Raw genomic sequence first — 18728 nt, 5'->3', positions numbered from 1 at the left:
GGGCGGCCGGGCGAACGGCCGCCCCCCTGGGTCGTACGGCTTACTTCATCGCGTAGAGCTTGGTGAGCGCGATGCAGGTGTTGCCGCTGTCGTAGATGACGTTTCCGACCTTGGATCCGTACATCCAGTTGCGGATCGAGTGGTAGTCCGGGACCACGGCGGACGTCTCCATGATCTGGCGGTCCACGGCGCCCCAGGCCTTGTTCGCGGCCTCGGTGTCCGTGATCTTGGCGGCGGCGTCGATCGCCTTGTTGATGCTCGGGTCGTTCAGCTGCGCGTAGTTGCTGCGGCCGTCGCCGATGTTCTTGCCGCTCCAGCAGGGGTAGAAGACGGAGTAGCCGTTCGGCCAGTCCGGGCTCCAGCCGGCGGCGAACAGGTCGAAGTCGTTGTCGATCTTGCCGATCTGGGTGTAGAAGGTCGACTTGTCGATCTGCTTGTTGACGACCTGGAAGCCGGCGGCCTCCAGAGCGTTCTTGATCGCCACGGCCTGCTTCTGGGCGTTGTCGGACTGCTGGTACGCGATGACCAGCTTCTGGCCGACCTTGCCGGCCTCCTTCAGGAGCGCCTTGGCCTTGACCGGGTCGCCACCGGGCTTCTTGGTCACGCCGTACAGGTCGAACTTCTGGTAACCCGGGGTCACGGGCGAGAGGACCGTGGTGGCCAGCTCGCTGGTGGAGGCGCCACCGCGGATCGTCTGCAGCTGCTGGTGCGGCCAGGCCCAGTTGATGGCCTGACGGACCTTGACGTCCTTGACGCGGGTCATGTTGATCGGCCAGTAGTACGTGACCGTGTCGACCTCGGTGAGGACGCGCTTCTTCAGCTTGGCGTTGGTGAGCACCTGGGCGATGCGCTCGGCCGCGACCTCGTTGAAGATGGCCATGGCGTGCTGGTCCTTGCCGGAGTCCGCGATGAAGCGGTCCGTGGCGGCCAGCGGCTGGAAGCCGAACTGGAAGACGAACTGGTCCGGGTAGTTGTTGCGGATCGAGTCCGTCGCCGGGTCCCAGTGCTCGTTGCGCACGTAGGTGAGCGACTTGCCGATGCTGCGGCTGCCGATCTTGTACGGGCCGGAGGAGAAGGGACGCTTGTCGTACTTCTCCTTCGTGTCGTTCTTCTTGTTCACGAGGCCGTAGCCGGGCATGGCGAGCGTGAAGTTGAAGTCGGCACGCGCCTCGTTGAGGTGGAACGTGACCGTCTTGCCGTCGATCTCGATGGAGTCGAGCTTCTTGCCGCTGTAGGGGCCCTTGTACTTGTCGCCGCCGACCAGCCACTGCTGGACGTAGCGGGGACCCTCGGTGACGAAGGAGGCGAAGAGGCGCTCGAAGGTGTGACGGAGGTCGTCACCCGTGATGTCCGAGCCGTCCTCCCACTTCAGACCGTCCTTCAGCGTGAAGGTCCAGGTCTTGCCGCCGTCCTTCGTGGTGCCGGCGTCCGTGGCCGCGTCACCGACGAGGGTGGCGCCGCCCTTGTTGTCGATCTTGTAGCCGGTGAGCCCACGCAGGATCGGCCGGGTGATGGCGCCCTCGGTCGAGACGTAGATCTGGGCCGGGTCCATGTGGTCCATGTCGAACTGGTCGAGCGAGTAGATCGTCCCGCCCTTGACCGCTCCCGGGACCTCCGGCGCGGGGCCGGTGGAGTCGGCCTTCGTGCCGACCAGGATCGCCTTGGTCTTGGAGCCGCTGACCGTGGGGACCTTGCGGCTCGACTTGTTGTCGCTGCCGCCGCCACAGGCGGTCAGCACGGACGACGAGGCCGCGACCACGCCGGTGGCGATCAGGAAGTTTCTACGGGAGAAAGACATGGAGAATCCTGCCTTATAGGGACGATCGAGACGGATGATCCGGCCGCACGACACTGAACCGGCCGGGTGGAGCTGTGGTGGCTACCGCTTGGACTTCGGGTCGAGCGCGTCGCGCACCGAATCGCCGAGCAGGTTGAAGGCGAGGACGAAGATCACCATGGACACGCCCGGGAAGAGCATGAAGGTGAGGTCCTCGGTGTAGAACTGGGCGCCGCGCTGGATCATGACGCCCCAGTCCGGGGTCGGGTCGATGATGCCGACGCCGAGGAAGGCCAGGCCCGCCTCCGCGGTCACGTACGCCGGGAGCATCAGGGTGGACTGGATGATGATCGGAGTCCACAGGTTGGGCAGCAGTTCCTTGAACACGATCCGCCGCGAGGAGGCGCCGGTGACCTTGGCGGCCTCGATGTACTCGCGCTCACGGAGGCCGAGGACCTGACCGCGCAGCAGACGCGCGATGGAGGCCCAGCCGAAGCCGGAGAGGACCACGATCAGGGAGATGGCCCGCAGCGAGGTGGGGATGTTGTCGTCGGGGGCGACGAAGAGCCCGTAGACCACCGGCATGAAGGCGATGAAGAACAGGGTCGAGGGGAACGACAGCAGGATGTCGATGACCCGGCCGACGAAGTAGTCGGTGCGCCCGCCGAGGTAGCCCGCGGTGACGCCGACGATCACGCCGACGATCGTGGTCACCAGGGTCGCCGCGACGGCGATGCCCAGGGAGGTGCGGATGCCGTAGAGCAGGAAGGTGAAGACGTCCCGGCCCAGCTGGGGCTCGATGCCGAACCAGAACTCCGAGCTCATCCCGCCGTTGGCGCCGGCCGGGTAGGAGAAGGCGTCGAGGAGTTCCGGGCGCTCGCTCGCGTAGGTCGTGTACGGGTTCTTCCCGTACAGCTTGGCTATGAGCGGGGCCAGAATCGCGATCGCAAAGAAAAAGATCACGATGTACGCGGATATGACACCGGTGCGGTCACGCTTGAACCGCTTCCAGGCGAGTCGTCCCGGGGAGCGACTCTCCGAGCCCTTGGGGTTCAGCGACGTATCCGGGATCGATCCGATCTCGTCGGTCACCTCAAGCGATGCGGCCGCGGAAGGAGTGGGGAGTGTCATGGTGCTCCATGCCCGATGGGGTCAACGGCATCCGCAGGGCGCTCCCTACGGGCTACGCCGGACTTTTTCAACGCAATTCATGCAAGGTCAATAAAATCTCGGTCGCCTTGGGTTTCTCTTTACTCTCTTTACCTCCACTTGACCGGAACGTAACTACGCGGGTAGCGCACTGTGGCCGTTCCGTGTCCAGAAACGGACCAACTACGCGAAACGGTCAATGAGTTCGATAACCGGACGGTGGAGTCTCGGAATGCGTACATGTGGTGCGCGCAAATGAACGGTTCGGCATCGAACGGTGTAGATCCATTGCGCTGATCTTCAAGATCCTTTGCTGGATCTTTCTGACGCCGCGTCCGGAGCGCCTCCTCCCGGATTCGGTCCAGATCCATCCGGATCGATCCATCCGGATGGAGTTGCCACCCGGAAGGGTGGAGTGAATGTGCGATACGGCTCATATGGACAGATATTGGGCCGTAAAGGCACGACGCACCGGAGCCGAGCACGACCCCGGCGCCGGCGGCACAGCGCACTCTTGAGGAGGCACTCCATGCGTGGAGCCACGCACGCCAGATGGGCCGCATGTGCGGTGGTGGTAGCCCTCGCGGCGACCGCCTGCGGGGGCGGAGGGAGTGACAGCGGCGGCGGCGACGGCTCCGGCACGGTCAGTTCTTCCTGGGGCGACCCGCAGAACCCGCTCGAACCGGCCAACACCAACGAGGTGCAGGGCGGCAAGGTCCTCGACATGATCTTCCGCGGGCTGAAGCGGTACAACGCCAAGACCGGCGCCGCCGAGGACATGCTCGCCGACACGATCGAGACCACGGATTCGCAGAACTTCACGATCACGATCAAGAGCGGCTGGAAGTTCAGCAACGGCGAGACGGTCACCGCCCAGTCCTTCGTGGACGCCTGGAACTACGGCGCCAGCCTGAAGAACAACCAGAAGAACGCGTACTTCTTCGGCTACATCGACGGCTACGACAAGGTCCACCCCGAGTCGGGCAGCCAGAGCGCCGACACGCTGTCCGGGCTGAAGGTGACCGGCACGAACACCTTCACCGTCAAGCTCAACCAGAAGTTCTCGACCTTCCCGGACACCCTCGGCTACGCGGCCTACTCGCCGCTGCCCAAGGCGTTCTTCGACGACCACGCGGCCTGGGTGCAGAAGCCGGTCGGCAACGGCCCCTACACCATCAGCTCGTACACCAAGGGCTCGCAGATGTCCCTGGTGAAGTGGGACGACTACTCCGGGGACGACAAGGCGAAGAACGGCGGAGTGGACCTCAAGGTCTACACGGACAACAACACCGCCTACAACGACCTCCTCGCCGGCAACCTCGACCTCGTCGACGACGTGCCCGCGGCCCAGCTCAAGAACGCCAAGAGCGACCTGTCCGGCCGGTACATCAACACCCCGGCCGGCATCATCCAGACGCTCGCCTTCCCCTTCTACGACAAGAAGTGGAACACCAGCGGCGCGAAGAAGGTCCGGCAGGGTCTGTCCATGGCGATCAACCGCCAGCAGATCACCGACACGATCTTCCAGAAGACCCGCACGCCCGCCAGCGACTGGACGTCACCGGTGCTCGGTGAGAAGGGCGGCTTCCAGAAGGGCCTGTGCGGCGACTCCTGCGACTACAACCCGTCCCAGGCCAAGAAGCTGGTCCAGGAGGGCGGCGGCCTGCCCGGCGGCCAGGTCAAGATCAGCTACAACGCGGACACCGGCTCCCACAAGGAGTGGGTCGACGCCGTCTGCAACTCCATCAACAACGCCCTCGGCAACAACAAGGCGTGCGTCGGCAACCCGATCGGCACCTTCGCCGACTTCCGCAACCAGATCGGGCAGCACAAGATGCCCGGTCCGTTCCGGGCCGGCTGGCAGATGGACTACCCGCTGATCCAGAACTTCCTGCAGCCGCTGTACTACACGAACGCCTCGTCCAACGACGGCCAGTGGACCAACAAGGACTTCGACAACCTCGTCAACCAGGCGAACGCGGAGACCGACACCGGCAAGGCCGTCAAGCTCTTCCAGCAGGCCGAAGGCGTCGTGCGGGACAACATGGCCGCCATCCCGCTCTGGTACCAGAACGGCAGCGCCGGCTACTCGGACAAGGTCTCGAACGTGGCGCTCAACCAGTTCAGCGTCCCGGTCTACAACGAGATCACCGTCAACTGAGCCGCCCGGGGCGGGCCCGCCGCGCGGGCCCGCCCCACTACTTCCGGAGCACTCATGGGACGGTATGTCATCCGGCGTCTGCTGCAGATGATCCCGGTCTTCATCGGCGCCACACTGCTCATCTTCCTGATGGTCAACGTGATGGGCGACCCCATCGCGGGCCTGTGCGGCGACCGGCAGTGCGACCCCGCCACGGCCGCCCAGCTGCGCACGGAGTTCGGCCTCGACAAGCCCCTGTGGCAGCAGTACCTGACCTACCTGGGCAACATCTTCACCGGCGACTTCGGCACCGCGTTCAACGGACAGCCGGTCACCGAGCTGATGAAGTCGGCCTTCCCGGTCACCATCCGGCTGACGATCGTCGCGATCCTCTTCGAGATCATCATCGGCATCACGCTCGGCGTCATCACCGGCCTGCGCCGCGGCCGGCCCGTCGACACCGGCGTCCTGCTGCTGACCCTCGTCGTCATCTCCGTGCCGACCTTCGTCACCGGCCTGCTGCTCCAGCTGCTCCTCGGCGTCGAATGGGGCTGGATCAAACCGTCGGTCTCCCCGGAGGCCACCTTCGGCGAGCTGATCGTGCCGGGCCTGGTGCTCGCGTCGGTGTCCCTCGCCTACGTGACCCGGCTGACCCGGACCTCCATCGCGGAGAACAGACGGTCCGACTACGTCCGCACGGCGGTCGCCAAGGGCCTGCCCCGGCGCCGGGTCACCATCCGGCACCTGCTGCGCAACTCGCTGATCCCCGTGGTCACCTTCATCGGCACCGACATCGGCGCACTGATGGGCGGCGCGATCGTCACCGAGCGGATCTTCAACATCCACGGTGTCGGCTACCAGCTCTACCAGGGGATCGTCCGTCAGAGCACCCAGACCGTCGTCGGCTTCGTGACCGTGCTCGTCCTCGTCTTCCTGGTCGCCAACCTCCTCGTCGACCTCCTGTACGCCGTACTCGACCCGAGGATCCGCTATGCCTGAGCAGCCGCCGTACGAGGAACAGCCGCACCACGGCCCCGAGGGCCCTCCCAAGGAGGACCTCGCCATCGCCGGGACGGGCTTCGGCGGCCCGATGGACCTCGGGACGAGCGAGGCGGAGACCCTGGAGCGGACACCCGGCGGCCCCGAGGGCACCGGCCCGCGGGAGAAGCCGCGCTCGCTGTGGTCCGACGCCTGGCGGGACCTGCGCCGCAACCCCGTCTTCATCGTCTCCGGGCTCGTCATCCTCTTCCTGGTCGTCATCTCCATCTGGCCCGGACTGATCACCTCCCAGAGCCCGCTCCAGTGCGACCTCGCCAAGGCCCAGGAGGGCTCCCAGCCCGGACATCCCTTCGGCTTCGACGGCCAGGGCTGCGACGTCTACACCCGGACGGTCTACGGCACCCGGATCTCCATCAGCGTCGGTGTGCTCGCCACGCTCGGGGTCGCGATCCTCGGCTCGCTGCTCGGCGGGCTCGCGGGCTTCTACGGCGGGATCAGCGACTCCCTGCTCTCCCGGCTCACCGACATCTTCTTCGCCATCCCCGTCGTCCTCGGCGGTCTGGTCCTGCTGTCCGTGGTGACCAGCAACACGATCTGGCCGGTGGTCGGCTTCATGGTGCTGCTCGGCTGGCCGCAGATCTCCCGTATCGCGCGCGGCTCCGTCATCACCACCAAGCAGAACGACTACGTCCAGGCGGCCCGCGCCCTCGGCGCCTCCAACTCCCGGCTGATGCTGCGGCACATCACCCCGAACGCGGTCGCCCCCGTCATCGTCGTGGCGACCATCGCACTCGGTACGTACATCTCCCTGGAGGCGACCCTGTCCTACCTGGGCGTCGGTCTGAAGCCCCCCACGGTCAGCTGGGGGATCGACATCTCCTCCGCCTCCGCGTACATCCGCCAGGCCCCGCACATGCTGCTGTGGCCGGCCGGCGCGCTCGCGATCACCGTGCTCGCGTTCATCATGCTCGGCGACGCGGTGCGCGACGCCCTCGACCCGAAGCTGAGGTGACCGACGTGCTGCTCGAAGTGCGCGACCTGCACGTGGAGTTCCGGACCCGGGACGGAGTCGCCAAGGCCGTCAACGGGGTCAACTACAGCGTCGACGAGGGCGAGACGCTCGCCGTCCTCGGCGAGTCCGGCTCCGGCAAGTCGGTGACCGCCCAGGCCATCATGGGCATCCTCGACACACCGCCCGGGAAGATCACCGGCGGCGAGATCCTCTTCCAGGGCCGCGACCTGCTGAAGCTCAAGGAGGAGGAGCGGCGCAAGGTGCGGGGCGCCGAGATGGCGATGATCTTCCAGGACGCGCTGTCGTCCCTGAACCCCGTGCTCAGCGTCGGTGAACAGCTCGGCGAGATGTTCACCGTGCACCGCGGGATGTCCCGCAAGGAGGCCCGCTCCAAGGCGATCGAGCTGATGGAGCGGGTGCGCATCCCGGCCGCCGCCGAGCGCGTGCGCGACTACCCGCACCAGTTCTCCGGCGGTATGCGCCAGCGCATCATGATCGCCATGGCGCTGGCCCTGGAGCCCGCCCTGATCATCGCGGACGAGCCGACCACCGCGCTCGACGTCACCGTGCAGGCCCAGGTGATGGACCTGCTCGCGGAGCTCCAGCGCGAACTCGGCATGGGACTCATCCTCATCACCCACGACCTCGGGGTGGTCGCGGACGTCGCCGACCGGATCGCGGTGATGTACGCCGGACGGATCGTCGAGACGGCACCGGTCCACGACATCTACAAGGCGCCCGCCCACCCCTACACGAAGGGGCTGCTCGACTCGATCCCGCGCCTCGACCAGAAGGGGTCCGAGCTCTACGCGATCAAGGGGCTGCCGCCCAACCTGATGCACATCCCGCCGGGCTGCGCCTTCAACCCGCGCTGCCCGATGGCCCAGGACATCTGCCGCACCGAGGTGCCGCCGCTCGCGGAGGTCGACGCGGACCGCGGGAGCGCCTGCTTCTTCTGGAGGGAATGCCTCGATGGCACAGACAGCCACTGAACCCCTGCTGGAGGTCAGCGGGCTGGTCAAGCACTACCCGCTCACCCAGGGAATCCTGTTCCGGAAGCAGGTCGGCGCGGTCAAGGCCGTCGACGGGGTGGACTTCGCCCTCGGACGCGGCGAGACGCTCGGCATCGTCGGCGAGTCCGGCTGCGGCAAGTCGACGGTCGCCAAGATGCTGGTCAACCTGGAGAAGCCGACCGGCGGAACGATCAAGTACAAGGGCGAGGACATCACCCGGCTGTCCGGCCGGGCGCTCAAGGCCGTGCGCCGCAACATCCAGATGGTCTTCCAGGACCCGTACACCTCGCTCAACCCCCGGATGACCGTCGGCGACATCATCGGGGAGCCCTACGAGATCCATCCCGAGGTGGCTCCGAAGGGCGACCGCAGGAAGCGGGTCCAGGACCTGCTGGACGTGGTCGGGCTCAACCCCGAGTACATCAACCGCTATCCGCACCAGTTCTCCGGCGGTCAGCGCCAGCGCATCGGCATCGCCCGCGGCCTCGCGCTGCGGCCCGAGATCATCGTCGCCGACGAACCCGTCTCCGCACTCGACGTCTCCGTGCAGGCCCAGGTCATCAACCTGCTGGAGAAGCTCCAGGACGAGTTCGACCTCAGTTACGTGTTCATCGCGCACGACCTGTCGATCGTCCGGCACATCTCCGACCGGGTCGGGGTGATGTACCTCGGACGCATCGTCGAGACCGGCAGGGACGCCGAGATCTACGACCATCCGACGCACCCCTACACCCAGGCACTGCTCTCCGCCGTGCCCCTGCCGGACCCCGAGGCCCGGGAGCACCGGGAGCGGATCATCCTCTCCGGGGACGTGCCCTCGCCCGCGAACATCCCCTCGGGCTGCCGGTTCCGTACCCGCTGCTGGAAGGCGCAGGAGCGCTGCGCGCTGGAGGTGCCGCTGCTCGCGGTGCCGGCCGTGTTCCGGATCGGTGACAGTCCGGCCGCCCACGACTCCGCCTGTCACTTCGCCGAGGAGAAGCAGGTCGTCCCGCCGGAAGAGCCTCGCGGCGGCGCCGCATAACCGTACAAAGGTGAGCGAACGTCGTTAACACGCAGGCAACTTGGCGGAAGCGGTACCGATATACGGACACGCCAAGGTGAACACCGTACGGCCGTGCGGGTGCCGTAAACGAGCCGGGGTGCGCCATGTCACCCCGGCTCGTTGCTGCCTAGGCCGGGGTCGCGCCGGGCGGGGTGAGTCCCAGTGAGCGCTTCAGGAAGTCCACCTGGAGGAGGAGCAGGTTCTCCGCCACCGTTTCCTGTGGGGTCATGTGGGTGACGCCCGACAGCGGGAGCACCTCGTGCGGGCGGCCGGCGGCCAGCAGGGCGGAGGACAGTCGCAGGGTGTGCGCCGCCACCACGTTGTCGTCCGCGAGCCCGTGCACGAGCATCAGGGGCCGGTGCGGTGCGGCGGGCGCGGACAGCCCCTCGTCGGTCACGAGCGAACTCTCCGCGTAGACGGCCGCGTTCGTGGCCGGATCGCCGAGGTACCGCTCCGTGTAGTGGGTGTCGTACAGCCGCCAGTCGGTGACGGGCGCGCCCGCGATGCCCGCGTGGAAGACGTCCGGGCGGCGCAGCACGGCGAGCCCCGCGAGCCAGCCGCCGAAGGACCAGCCGCGGATCGCGACCCGCGACAGGTCCAGCGGGAACCGTTCCGCGAGCGCGTGCAGCGCCTCGACCTGGTCGTCGAGCGTGACCGTGAAGTCGTCGCGGACCGCCTTCTCCCAGGCGGGGGAGTGCCCCGGGGTGCCGCGGCCGTCCGCGACGACCACGGCGAATCCCTGGTCGGCGAACCACTGCGAGGTGAGGTACGCGTTGTGCGCGGCCAGTACCCGGGGGCCGTGCGGACCGCCGTACGGGTCCATCAGGACGGGAAGGGGATTGTCGCCGTCGTAGTCGGTCGGCATAAGCACGGCGCATGGGATTTTCCGTGCGCCCCCCTGTGTGAGTGTCACGCGCGGGGACAAACCGGGGTGTTCGGCGTGAGACGTGACGGTCGTCGGGCTCTTGGGGCCGCGCAGCACCTGTACCTGGGTGCCCGGCCTGTCGAGCGCCGACGACACGAGCACGGTCACGCCCCCGGCGCGAACCGCCGAGTGCACGCCGGGCTCCTGCGAGAGGCGCTCCACGCCCAGCTCGTTCACGCGGTACACGTGCACCTCGCCGGTCTCCGGCAGGGCCGCCGCCTCGCCCGCCGACGCCGCGACCAGGACGTCGTCGGCCGACACGTCGAGCACCGCCCGGACGTGCAACTGCGCACCGGTCAGCGGCCGTTCGCCGAACGCCAGAACCCGCGCGCCCCCCTCGTCGGCGATCCGCACGAGCTGTCCGCCCGGGCTCCAGCACGGCACCCCGGGGAAAAGATCAAGCCAAGTTGGATCTTCGTCCGCGTGCACCATCCGCGTCGAACCGGAAGCCGGATCCACGGCCAGGAAGAGCTGGCTGCGCTGGTCCCGCGCCTGGACGAGGATCAACGGCGCACCCGCCGCTGACCAGTGCGCATGCGCCAGATACGGGTACCGCGCCCGGTCCCACGAGACCTCGGTGCGCGACCCGTCCACCCCGACCACGAAGAGCCGCACCTCCGCGTTGGCGCCGCCCGCCGACGGGTACGCGACCCGCTGCGGCTCGCTCTCCGGACGTGCCGGATCGGAGATCCACCAGCGCCGCACGGGGGAGTCGTCGACCCGCGCGACCAGCAGGCTGTCGCTCTCGGGCGACCACCAGAAGCCGCGCGAACGCCCCATCTCCTCGGCCGCGATGAACTCCGCCAGACCGTACGAAACCGATCCTTCTCCGGCCGGGGACTCCGGCTCGGCGAGCGCGCGGTCGCCCTCGCCGTCCGCCCCGACGACCCGCAGGGCGCCCCCGGCGACGTACGCCACGAGCCGCCCGTCGGGCGACGGCCGCGGGTCGATCACCGGGCCGGGAACGCGGAGTTCCCGTGCCGTCCCCGCCCGCGGCTCCGCCGTGAACAGCCGCCCCGAAAGGGTGAAAGACGCCAGCTCGACGGCTGTGTCCGTGGCATATCCGACGATCCCCGCACCGCCCTCGCGGCTGCGTTCGCGGCGCGCCCGCTCCGCCGCCGGGAGCCGCTCCGTGGCGCCCCCGAGGAGCGCGGCGGGGTCGGCGGCCGGCCGCTCCCGGTTCTCCGCCACGTCGAGAACCCACAGCTGGTTCGCCCGGTCCGTACCGGACGAGGACCGCAGGAACACCACGCGGGAACCGTCCGGCGCCACGGTGAACGCCCGTGGTGCACCGGAGGTGAACCGCTGCGTCCGGGCGGACCGGCGGGGGAAGGACAGAGGCTCGTTCGTCATGCCTCGACCATATTGGCCATGCGCCCCCTTGTGCGGCCGTGCGCCGATCGATGCGCGCGTACGGATAGTTATGATCACTAGCGCTGCGTGGGTAAGAACCTGCTGGCTGCTGGAACGACGTACCCGACCCCGTACGAGCCCGTACGGGGATCTGTATGTCACCCGTACAACCCCCCTGGTCCCTGGGAACTTTGGAGGTGAGCCGCCGTGGCACTTTCGATTTCGGCGGTGGTGCTGCTGGCGATCATCGTCTTCATCCTGGTGAAGAAGTCAGGACTGAAGGCCGTTCACGCCTTGGTGTGTGTCCTGCTCGGGTTCTACCTCGCCTCCTCGACGATCGCGCCCACGATCAACGATCTGACGACGAACATCGCGGGGATGATCGGCAGCATCAAGTTCTGACCGGTCAGCCCCCGGACGCGAACGACACGAAGTCGGCCCAGGCTCCCGGCGTCACGGCGAGCCGGGGGCCGGCGGCGTTCTTGGAGTCGCGGACGTGCACGGTGCCGGGGGTGGTGGCGACCTCGATGCAGGATTCGCCGCTGGTGCCGCCGCTGTAGCTGCTTTTGAACCACGCCAGTTCAGAGGCGTCCTGGGCTGAGGTGGTGCGGATCATGTTTCTCCCAGCAGTTGTTCGATGAAGGCCAGAGATTCCCGTGGTGGGAGAGCTTGAGCCCGGATGGTGCTGAACCACAGGTCGAGGATCCGGAGTTGCTTCAGCTCGGAGACTGGCCGGCCACTGAACACGCCATCGGCACGCCCCACAGCGGCTCCGTCCCCGAACTTCAGCAGTTCGATCCTGCCGTCCAGCCCGGGATGGGCGTCGCTCTTCGTCGGCATCACCTGAAGCGTGACGTGACGCACTCGTCCCACCTTCCGGAGACGTTCGAGCTGCTGCTTCCACGTCATTGTGCCCCCGACTTCCCGGCGAAGTGCGGCCTCTTCCAGTACGAAGTTGATCGACGGTGACGGTTCTCGCTCGAAGACCGACTGCCGAGCCAGGCGGGCCGCCACCATGCGCTCGACATCGTCCGGTGAGTACGGTGGCTGCGCAGCTTCGATCAACGCCCGTGCATGGTCGGGGGTCTGCAACAGGCCGGGGAGGGTGTTGCACTCGTACACCCCGATCTCGACGGCCTTGGCCTCCATCGCCGCAAGGTCCCGCACCTTTTTCGGGTAGCTGACCTTCTTCACGTCCTCCTTCATCGCCGAGAGAAGCCCACCCGCCCCCAGTACCTCGTCCGCCATGTCCAGGTACTCGGGGCGCGGGATCCTCTTCCCGCTCTCGATCTTGTAGACCATGTCCTCGCCGTACCCGACCGCCTCGCCGAACTCGGCGGCCCGCATGCCCACCGCCTCGCGCCGCAGCCTCAGTTGCCGCCCGACGGTCGCGACGACCGCGACGCCCCAGTCGTCGTCCGGGTCCACCTCCCAGCCCGGCTCGTCCGCCTCGCTCTTGAGCCGCCTCACGTCGTCCACCGACATCCCGCACCCCTCCGCCGTACCGCTGAACCTCAACGCGCCCTACCCGTACGACGGTTCCGGACAGCCCGGACACGACCGGACAAGCTCCGGACAGTCACCGTACGTACCGGCGTCGTCACTGTTCACGGTAGGTGTGCCCCGCCACGCTGAGTGACGTGAACCAAGAAATCGCCGACCCCGAGGTCCAGCTGTCGGGGACCGTCAGGAACTCCAGCGTTCTGCTGTCGCCGACCCCGCGCGGTGCCCGTCTCGCCCGTCTGCTCGCCACCGAGCAACTGCGCGCCTGGGGGCTGCCCCTGGACCGGGCGCCGCAGGTCGTCGCCGAGCTGGCGGCCAACGCGGCGACCCATGGCCGGGTTCCGGGACGCGACTTCCGGCTCACGCTCTACGTCGTCGGCGGCACCCTGCGGATCGAGGTCACCGACACCCGGGGCGACCGGGTCCCGGAGATGCGGCACCCGGTGGGGGAGGCGGAGTCCGGCCGTGGGCTCGTCCTCGTCGACGCGCTGGCCGACCGCTGGGGGGTCGTTCCGGGGCCGCACCCGCGGAAGACCGTGTGGGCGGAGATCGACCTGCCACCGGAACCCGCCCACGCGTGCTGCGGTGCCGGACGCGGTCCTTCCCAAGGAACACAAGGGTGAAATGACCCGGCCAAGCCCCACCCCTCCCGCCCCCGGCGTGAACTCACTCGCGCGAGTGAACATCACCGACTCGGCTGGATTCGTGGGCGGTTGGCTGCCCTACGCTCGGCGCAACACAACAGCAGACATGCGACGGCCCTCGCCGGGACGCCAATCCCAGTGCGAGGGCCTGACCACCGAGGAAGTAGGAGCTTCCCGATGGATACGCAGAACCCTAGCGCGCCCCCGCGCGCCCGGTCCCGGGTTGCCGCCAACGGCCACCCGAACCGGGGACCCGTACGGGCCGGTGGTGTCATCCACGACAACACCCGCCACACCACCCGCTTCACGGTGATCGGCAATCACCTCGCCCAGCACCCGGAACTGTCCGGGCTCGCGATCGGACTCGGCGTCCACATCCAGTCCCTCCCCGTGGGCGCCCCCGTCGACATCAGGACCCTGACCGCCCGGTTCCCCGAGGGCGCGACCCGCATCGCGGCGGCCCTGCGCGAACTCGAAGCCCACGGCTACCTCCGCCGCACCCGCGAACGCGTCCCCGGCGGCCGGATCGTCACCCGTACGGTCTCCTGCAACCAGCCGGGCCGCGCAGGCGAGGCCCGCCCCGGGCCCCGGAGGGCGACAGAGGCCGTGCGGCGGGACGCGGGGGAGGAGCCGGTGCGTCAGGACGGGATCGACCCCGAGGGCCCCGCTCGTGGCCGCCCGGCGGCGGACCGGGGCCCGCACCCGGTCTCGTACGAGCCGCGTGAACGGAGCGAGCGGCGTACCGCCCGGGCGTCCCTTCCCGAGGTGCCCCGCCCGTCCTGCGCCGCCCCCGACCTGCTGCGGACCGCCACCGACCTGCTCGCCGGCCTCCACCGACGCGACCCGCGCCTGCTGCTGTCGGGGGACGACACCGCCCACCTCGCCCCGGGAGTCGCCGCCTGGCTGGAGCGGGACGTCGACGCGGGATCCGTGACCCTGGCCCTGACCAGGGACCTGCCGCCGGAGGGACTCAGGCGCCCGGCAGCGCTCCTGGCCCACCGCCTCACGGCGCACCTGCCTCCGCCCCCGCCGTTCCGCGCTCCCGCTCCACCACCGGACGTCCGGCACCGGCTCCAGAACTGCGACGGCTGCGACCGCGCCTTCAGAGCACCCGAACCCGGCCGCCGCTGCCGCGCCTGCACCCCGGCCTTCGGCAGTGCCCCCTGATGCCCGGGGCCCGGGGCTGCCCGAGCCCGCTCCGGCCGGTGCCTCGTACGCTGGCCCCATGACGGAACTGCCCGACCGGCGTCTGCTCCTGGTGCACGCGCACCCGGACGACGAGTCGATCAACAATGGCGCGACCATGGCCCGCTACGCGGCCGAGGGCGCCCATGTGACGCTGGTGACCTGCACCCTCGGCGAGGAGGGTGAGGTCATCCCGCCCGGACTCGCCCATCTCGCCGCCGACCGCGAGGGCGGACTCGGCACGTTCCGCACCGGTGAGCTGAGCGCCGCCATGAAGCAGCTGGGCGTCCACGACCATCGCTTCCTCGGCGCCCCCGGGCGGTTCCGCGACTCCGGGATGATGGGCGTCGAGCAGAACCACCGGCCGGGCGCTTTCTGGTCCGCCGACCTGGACGAGGCCGCCGACAGCCTCGTGGAGGTCGTCCGCGAGGTGCGCCCCCAGGTGCTCGTCACCTACGACCCGGACGGGGGATACGGGCACCCGGACCACATCCAGGCGCACCGCGTCGCCACCCGCGCCGCAGAACTGGCCGCCGACCCCGCCCACCGCCCCGACCTCGGCGACGCCTGGCGGATCACCAAGACCTACTGGAACCGCATGCCGCGGCCGGTCGCCGAGGAGGCCTTCGCCCGGCTGCGCGCGGCGCTCCCCGAGCTGCCGTTCGAGCGGGCCGCCGCCGTCGACGACGTACCGGGCGTGGTCGACGAGGCCACCGTCACCACCGAGATCGACGGAACCGCGTTCGCCGCCGCCAAGATCGCCGCGATGCGCGCGCACACCACCCAGATCACCGTGGACGGCCCCTGGTTCGCGCTCTCGAACGACCTGGCCCAGCCCCTCTTCACCACCGAGTACTACGAGTTGGTGAACGCGCCGCGCCCGGCCGTGCGGGAGACGGACCTCTTCGAGGGGATCGCGGGGATCGACGGGACCGGGAGGACAGCCCGGTGAGGAACGCACGAGTGACGAGCACGACCCGGCGAGGGACGGATCTGTGATGAGTACGACGGGACAGCGCGGCGGCGGAAGCATGCTCGCGCAGCCACTGACACGGCCCTCGGGCGGGCGCATCGCCGCCTACGCGGGGCTCTTCCTGCTCGGCGCGGTCGTCGGAGCCGCCGGGGCGCTGGTGCAGCCCGGCTGGTTCCCGCTCGGGCTGCTGCTCGCGCTGGCGGGCGCCGCCGGACTCTTCCTCGGCGGCTCCCGCGCCACCGGAACCCGCGCGGGGGCCGTCGCGCCCGCGGCCGGCTGGGTGCTCTCCGTCGTCCTGCTCACCGCCAGCCGCCCGGAAGGGGACTTCCTCTTCGGCGCCGGGATCGGTTCCTACCTCTTCCTCCTCGGAGGGATGGCCGTCGCTGTGATGTGCGCCACCCTGGGCCGGGGACGGCAACCGGGCGCCTCCGGTGCCCGACTTGGCAAGTGACGTACTACTTCGCCGTATCGGTCAGGTGCGGGTCGCGTGCGAGTTTCCCCATCGGGCGAGGTTTGCGCGCCGGACACGGCCAGTATGGTGGTGCGCGCCGCCGAGCTGCCCGAGATGAGGTCGAGGAAACGGGCGGCGGAGCCAACCGGGAGAACCTGCCTTGAGTCGTGAAACTGACAGTTCGTCCTCCGGGCCCAACGGGCGCGGTGGAGCCGCGTACCCGTCGGGGACGCCGCCGTACGGGACCCCCGCGGCTTCCGAGAGCGGTGCCGACGCGGGCCGTTCGGCCGCCGGCAAGCCGCCGGAGGAGCGCAAGACCGAGACCACCCTGACGACCCGGATCCGGATCAACATCCCCGGATCACGGCCCATCCCGCCGGTGGTCGTCCGCACGCCCGTCGCGGACACCGACGCACCCGCCGAGGGTGCCGACGGCGCGAACAGCGGTGCGGCACCGTCGTCCCGCGGTACGAGCGCGCCCACGGGCACCTCCGCGACGGTCACCACCACGGCCCCGTCTGTGCCCGCCCCCGCGCAGGCACCGCCCGGGGACCAGCCCGGTGGGCCGGAGGAGAAGACCAGCGACTGGTTCGCCCCCCGCAAGTCCGGTGCCCCCAAGGGCGGCCAGGGCGGCGGCTCGACCAACGGGGCCGGACTGCCCGTCGGTTCGGCTCCCGCCGGGCCCGCGGGCGCCGGCGGCCCCGCAGGTCAGGGCGGCCCTTCGGGCAACCGGCCCGGCACCGGACGGCCGACGCCGTCAGGCGGCGCGGGCCCGCTGGGCATCACCGGCGGGGTCCGCCCCGGCGGCACGAACGGCGCCGGCACGAACGGCGCCGGCCTGCCCGGCGCCACCGGCGCCGGACCCGTGGCTCCCGGCCACGGCGGTGGCACGGGGTCCTTCGACGTCTCCGGAGCGCTGCGCGACACGGGTTCGTTCCCGGTCGTCGGCGCGCACGGCGGTCCGGGCGAACCGCGCCGCGACGACCTCCCCTACTTCTCCGAGGGCGCCCAGGGCGGCCCGTCCGGCGCGACCGGCGGTCCGGTCACCGGTGACGGCCCTCTGCTGCCCCCGGCCGGCCCGGGCGTCGCTCCCGGCAGCCTCGCGGCGGCACCGGGCCACGGCTCCGGTCCCGGCAACCCGAACCCGAACCCGAACCCGGGCGCGGGTCAGGGATATCCGGGCGGCGGCCTGAGCGGCGGCCTCAGCGACGACACCGCGATCCTCACGCCGCAGAAGCCGGCACCCGACCCGGGCCCCGGCGGCTACGGCGCTCCCGTGGACAACGTCTCCGGTCACACCCTGACCAGCGGCATCCCCGTCATCAACCCCGGCCAGAACTCGCCGTTCGGGCCCGGATCGCACCCCGACGGGCCGCTGCCGCACACCCCGCCGAAGCTGCCCGAGCCGGTCCAGCAGCCGCCCGCCGCGGCGAAGCAGACCAAGAAGAAAAAGGGACGCAACAAGCCGGCGCTCCTCGGCGTCCTCGTCGTGGTCCTGGCCGGCGGCGCCTACGGCGCGGGCCTGCTGATGAACCACTCGGACGTGCCCAAGGGCACCACGGTGCTCGGCGTCGACATCGGCGGCGGCACCCGCGACGACGCCGTCAGGAAGCTCGACGACGCGTTCGGCGACCGTACGAACAAGGCGCTCAAGCTTTCCGTCGACGGGGACACGGTCTCCCTCAAGCCCGACCAGGCCGGACTCCAGCTCGACTCCCAGGCCACGGTGCGTGCCGCCGCGGGCAGCGACTACAACCCGGTCTCCGTGATCGGCTCGCTGTTCGGCCGGCAGCGCGTGGTCGAACCGAGCATGCCGGTCGACGAGGAGAAGCTCCAGGCCGCCCTGGAGCGCGCCGCGAGCGGCTCCGGCTCGGCGAGCGACGGCACGATCAAGTTCCAGCCGGGCAAGGCCGTTCCCGTCTACGGCAAGGTCGGCAAGGGCATCGACATCACGCCGTCGATACAGGCCGTCGAGGACGCCTACCGCGCCCAGGTGGAGACCAACGCGACCACCCCGGTGAAGGTGGCCACGACGACACGGCAGCCGACGGTGTCGAAGGCGGAAGTGGACCGGAAGATGGCGACGTTCGCGACCCTCGCGATGTCGGCGAACATCACGATCCGGACGGACGACCTGCACTCCGTCCCCTTCAGCCCCCAGAAATCCATCTGGAGGTTCCTGAGCGTCGAACCCGTCAACGGCAAGCTCGTCGAGCACTACGACCTGAAGGTGCTCAAGTCGCTGTACGGCGGCGTCTTCGACGGTGTCACGGTCACCAAGGGCGACGGCAGCAAGAAGCCGGTCAGCCCCCAGGAAGTGGCCTCCGCCGTCGGCCGGGCCCTGGTCGGCAAGACGGCCGCGGACCGCGTCGTGACCATCCCCACCGACCCCAGCTAGCGTCGGCCGCGGGAACGCGGAACAGCAGCACGCCACGAGGGCGTCCCACCGGGTTCGTACCGGTGGGACGCCCTCGCGCCGTAGGACATCCGTGCGCGGCAGGACATCCGTGCGCCGTATGACATCTGTCATCCGGGACCGAGGACACACCGCACTGCCGTCCG

Annotated in this window: 16 protein-coding genes; 11 read left to right on the top strand and 5 right to left on the bottom strand. The window is 69.5% G+C overall.

Annotated features, from left to right (window positions below; all coding sequences use genetic code 11):
• Positions 1–40 precede the first annotated feature (40 nt).
• Both OG406_RS15235 and OG406_RS15230 read right to left on the bottom strand, forming a co-directional pair.
• Positions 41–1798 carry an ABC transporter substrate-binding protein gene (locus OG406_RS15235; protein WP_329186208.1) on the bottom strand — a complete coding sequence of 586 codons (1758 nt, stop codon included), beginning with the start codon at positions 1796–1798 and terminating at the stop codon, positions 41–43.
• Between the two features lie 81 nt (positions 1799–1879).
• Positions 1880–2908: an ABC transporter permease gene (locus OG406_RS15230; protein ID WP_267048451.1), complete on the bottom strand. Its 1029-nt coding sequence runs from the start codon at positions 2906–2908 to the stop codon at positions 1880–1882.
• Between the two features lie 547 nt (positions 2909–3455).
• On the opposite strand from OG406_RS15230, the gene OG406_RS15225 reads away from it, so the two are divergent.
• Genes OG406_RS15225 through OG406_RS15205 form a run of 5 tightly spaced genes read left to right on the top strand, consistent with a single transcriptional unit; the run spans position 3456 to position 9111 of the window.
• Positions 3456–5087, top strand: coding sequence for a peptide ABC transporter substrate-binding protein (locus OG406_RS15225; RefSeq protein ID WP_164371874.1), 1632 nt, complete (start codon positions 3456–3458; stop codon positions 5085–5087).
• Positions 5088–5141: 54 nt separating this feature from the next.
• Positions 5142–6065, top strand: coding sequence for an ABC transporter permease (locus OG406_RS15220; RefSeq protein ID WP_081219218.1), 924 nt, complete (start codon positions 5142–5144; stop codon positions 6063–6065).
• Positions 6058–7077 (top strand): ABC transporter permease, encoded by a 1020-nt coding sequence (locus tag OG406_RS15215; protein WP_164371873.1) that lies wholly within the window; start codon positions 6058–6060, stop codon positions 7075–7077. Before OG406_RS15220 ends, OG406_RS15215 begins: the two co-directional genes overlap by 8 nt.
• A gap of 5 nt (positions 7078–7082) precedes the next feature.
• A complete protein-coding gene (locus tag OG406_RS15210) occupies positions 7083–8069 on the top strand; it encodes an ABC transporter ATP-binding protein (RefSeq protein ID WP_164371872.1) in 987 nt (328 codons plus the stop codon).
• The gene (locus tag OG406_RS15205) at positions 8050–9111 is read left to right on the top strand and encodes an ABC transporter ATP-binding protein (RefSeq protein WP_329186203.1); all 1062 of its coding nucleotides are present in this window, start codon (positions 8050–8052) and stop codon (positions 9109–9111) included. Before OG406_RS15210 ends, OG406_RS15205 begins: the two co-directional genes overlap by 20 nt.
• 148 nt (positions 9112–9259) lie before the next feature.
• Here OG406_RS15205 and OG406_RS15200 read toward each other — a convergent pair whose 3' ends face one another.
• The gene (locus OG406_RS15200) at positions 9260–11410 is read right to left on the bottom strand and encodes a S9 family peptidase (protein ID WP_329186202.1); all 2151 of its coding nucleotides are present in this window, start codon (positions 11408–11410) and stop codon (positions 9260–9262) included.
• Positions 11411–11617: 207 nt separating this feature from the next.
• Here OG406_RS15200 and OG406_RS15195 point away from each other — a divergent pair, with 207 nt between their 5' ends.
• A complete protein-coding gene (locus tag OG406_RS15195; RefSeq protein ID WP_081219228.1) occupies positions 11618–11812 on the top strand; it encodes a hypothetical protein in 195 nt (64 codons plus the stop codon).
• A 4-nt stretch (positions 11813–11816) separates the two neighbouring features.
• Here the strand turns inward: OG406_RS15195 and OG406_RS15190 are convergent, their stop codons facing one another.
• Together OG406_RS15190 and OG406_RS15185 are read right to left on the bottom strand one after the other, a co-directional pair.
• Entirely contained in the window at positions 11817–12026 is a 210-nt protein-coding gene (locus tag OG406_RS15190) for a DUF397 domain-containing protein (protein ID WP_329186201.1), read from the bottom strand.
• Positions 12023–12895 (bottom strand): helix-turn-helix domain-containing protein, encoded by an 873-nt coding sequence (locus OG406_RS15185; protein WP_164371869.1) that lies wholly within the window; start codon positions 12893–12895, stop codon positions 12023–12025. Before OG406_RS15185 ends, OG406_RS15190 begins: the two co-directional genes overlap by 4 nt.
• 155 nt (positions 12896–13050) lie before the next feature.
• Between OG406_RS15185 and OG406_RS15180 the strand changes: the two genes are divergently transcribed.
• From OG406_RS15180 to OG406_RS15160, 5 genes are all read left to right on the top strand, one after another.
• On the top strand, positions 13051–13536 hold the full coding sequence (locus tag OG406_RS15180) for an ATP-binding protein (RefSeq protein WP_329186199.1): 486 nt from the start codon (positions 13051–13053) through the stop codon (positions 13534–13536).
• A 198-nt stretch (positions 13537–13734) separates the two neighbouring features.
• Positions 13735–14724, top strand: a complete 990-nt coding sequence (locus tag OG406_RS15175; RefSeq protein WP_329186198.1) for a helix-turn-helix domain-containing protein — start codon at positions 13735–13737, stop codon at positions 14722–14724.
• 58 nt (positions 14725–14782) lie between these two features.
• Positions 14783–15694 (top strand): N-acetyl-1-D-myo-inositol-2-amino-2-deoxy-alpha-D-glucopyranoside deacetylase, encoded by a 912-nt coding sequence (gene mshB / locus OG406_RS15170; RefSeq protein ID WP_267048454.1) that lies wholly within the window; start codon positions 14783–14785, stop codon positions 15692–15694.
• A gap of 46 nt (positions 15695–15740) precedes the next feature.
• Entirely contained in the window at positions 15741–16166 is a 426-nt protein-coding gene (locus OG406_RS15165; RefSeq protein ID WP_266616277.1) for a DUF6113 family protein, read from the top strand.
• Between the two features lie 160 nt (positions 16167–16326).
• Entirely contained in the window at positions 16327–18564 is a 2238-nt protein-coding gene (locus tag OG406_RS15160) for a hypothetical protein (RefSeq protein WP_329186195.1), read from the top strand.
• The last annotated feature ends 164 nt before the right edge of the window (positions 18565–18728 follow it).

Origin of the sequence: Streptomyces sp. NBC_01428 (assembly GCF_036231965.1) — a bacterium.
Lineage (GTDB): Bacteria > Actinomycetota > Actinomycetes > Streptomycetales > Streptomycetaceae > Streptomyces.
The sequence above is the reverse complement of the archived record's forward strand: the minus strand, read 5'-3'. Positions and strand labels throughout refer to the sequence as shown.

What these genes read in the sequence shown, in the direction of transcription:
- OG406_RS15235 (WP_329186208.1), bottom strand. Translation starts at nt 1,798, where the DNA reads ATGTCTTTCTCCCGTAGAAACTTCCTGATCGCCACCGGCGTGGTCGCG.
- OG406_RS15230 (WP_267048451.1), bottom strand. Translation starts at nt 2,908, where the DNA reads ATGACACTCCCCACTCCTTCCGCGGCCGCATCGCTTGAGGTGACCGAC.
- OG406_RS15225 (WP_164371874.1), top strand. Translation starts at nt 3,456, where the DNA reads ATGCGTGGAGCCACGCACGCCAGATGGGCCGCATGTGCGGTGGTGGTA.
- OG406_RS15220 (WP_081219218.1), top strand. Translation starts at nt 5,142, where the DNA reads ATGGGACGGTATGTCATCCGGCGTCTGCTGCAGATGATCCCGGTCTTC.
- OG406_RS15215 (WP_164371873.1), top strand. Translation starts at nt 6,058, where the DNA reads ATGCCTGAGCAGCCGCCGTACGAGGAACAGCCGCACCACGGCCCCGAG.
- OG406_RS15205 (WP_329186203.1), top strand. Translation starts at nt 8,050, where the DNA reads ATGGCACAGACAGCCACTGAACCCCTGCTGGAGGTCAGCGGGCTGGTC.
- OG406_RS15200 (WP_329186202.1), bottom strand. Translation starts at nt 11,410, where the DNA reads ATGACGAACGAGCCTCTGTCCTTCCCCCGCCGGTCCGCCCGGACGCAG.
- OG406_RS15190 (WP_329186201.1), bottom strand. Translation starts at nt 12,026, where the DNA reads ATGATCCGCACCACCTCAGCCCAGGACGCCTCTGAACTGGCGTGGTTC.
- OG406_RS15185 (WP_164371869.1), bottom strand. Translation starts at nt 12,895, where the DNA reads ATGTCGGTGGACGACGTGAGGCGGCTCAAGAGCGAGGCGGACGAGCCG.
- OG406_RS15175 (WP_329186198.1), top strand. Translation starts at nt 13,735, where the DNA reads ATGGATACGCAGAACCCTAGCGCGCCCCCGCGCGCCCGGTCCCGGGTT.
- mshB (WP_267048454.1), top strand. Translation starts at nt 14,783, where the DNA reads ATGACGGAACTGCCCGACCGGCGTCTGCTCCTGGTGCACGCGCACCCG.
- OG406_RS15165 (WP_266616277.1), top strand. Translation starts at nt 15,741, where the DNA reads ATGAGTACGACGGGACAGCGCGGCGGCGGAAGCATGCTCGCGCAGCCA.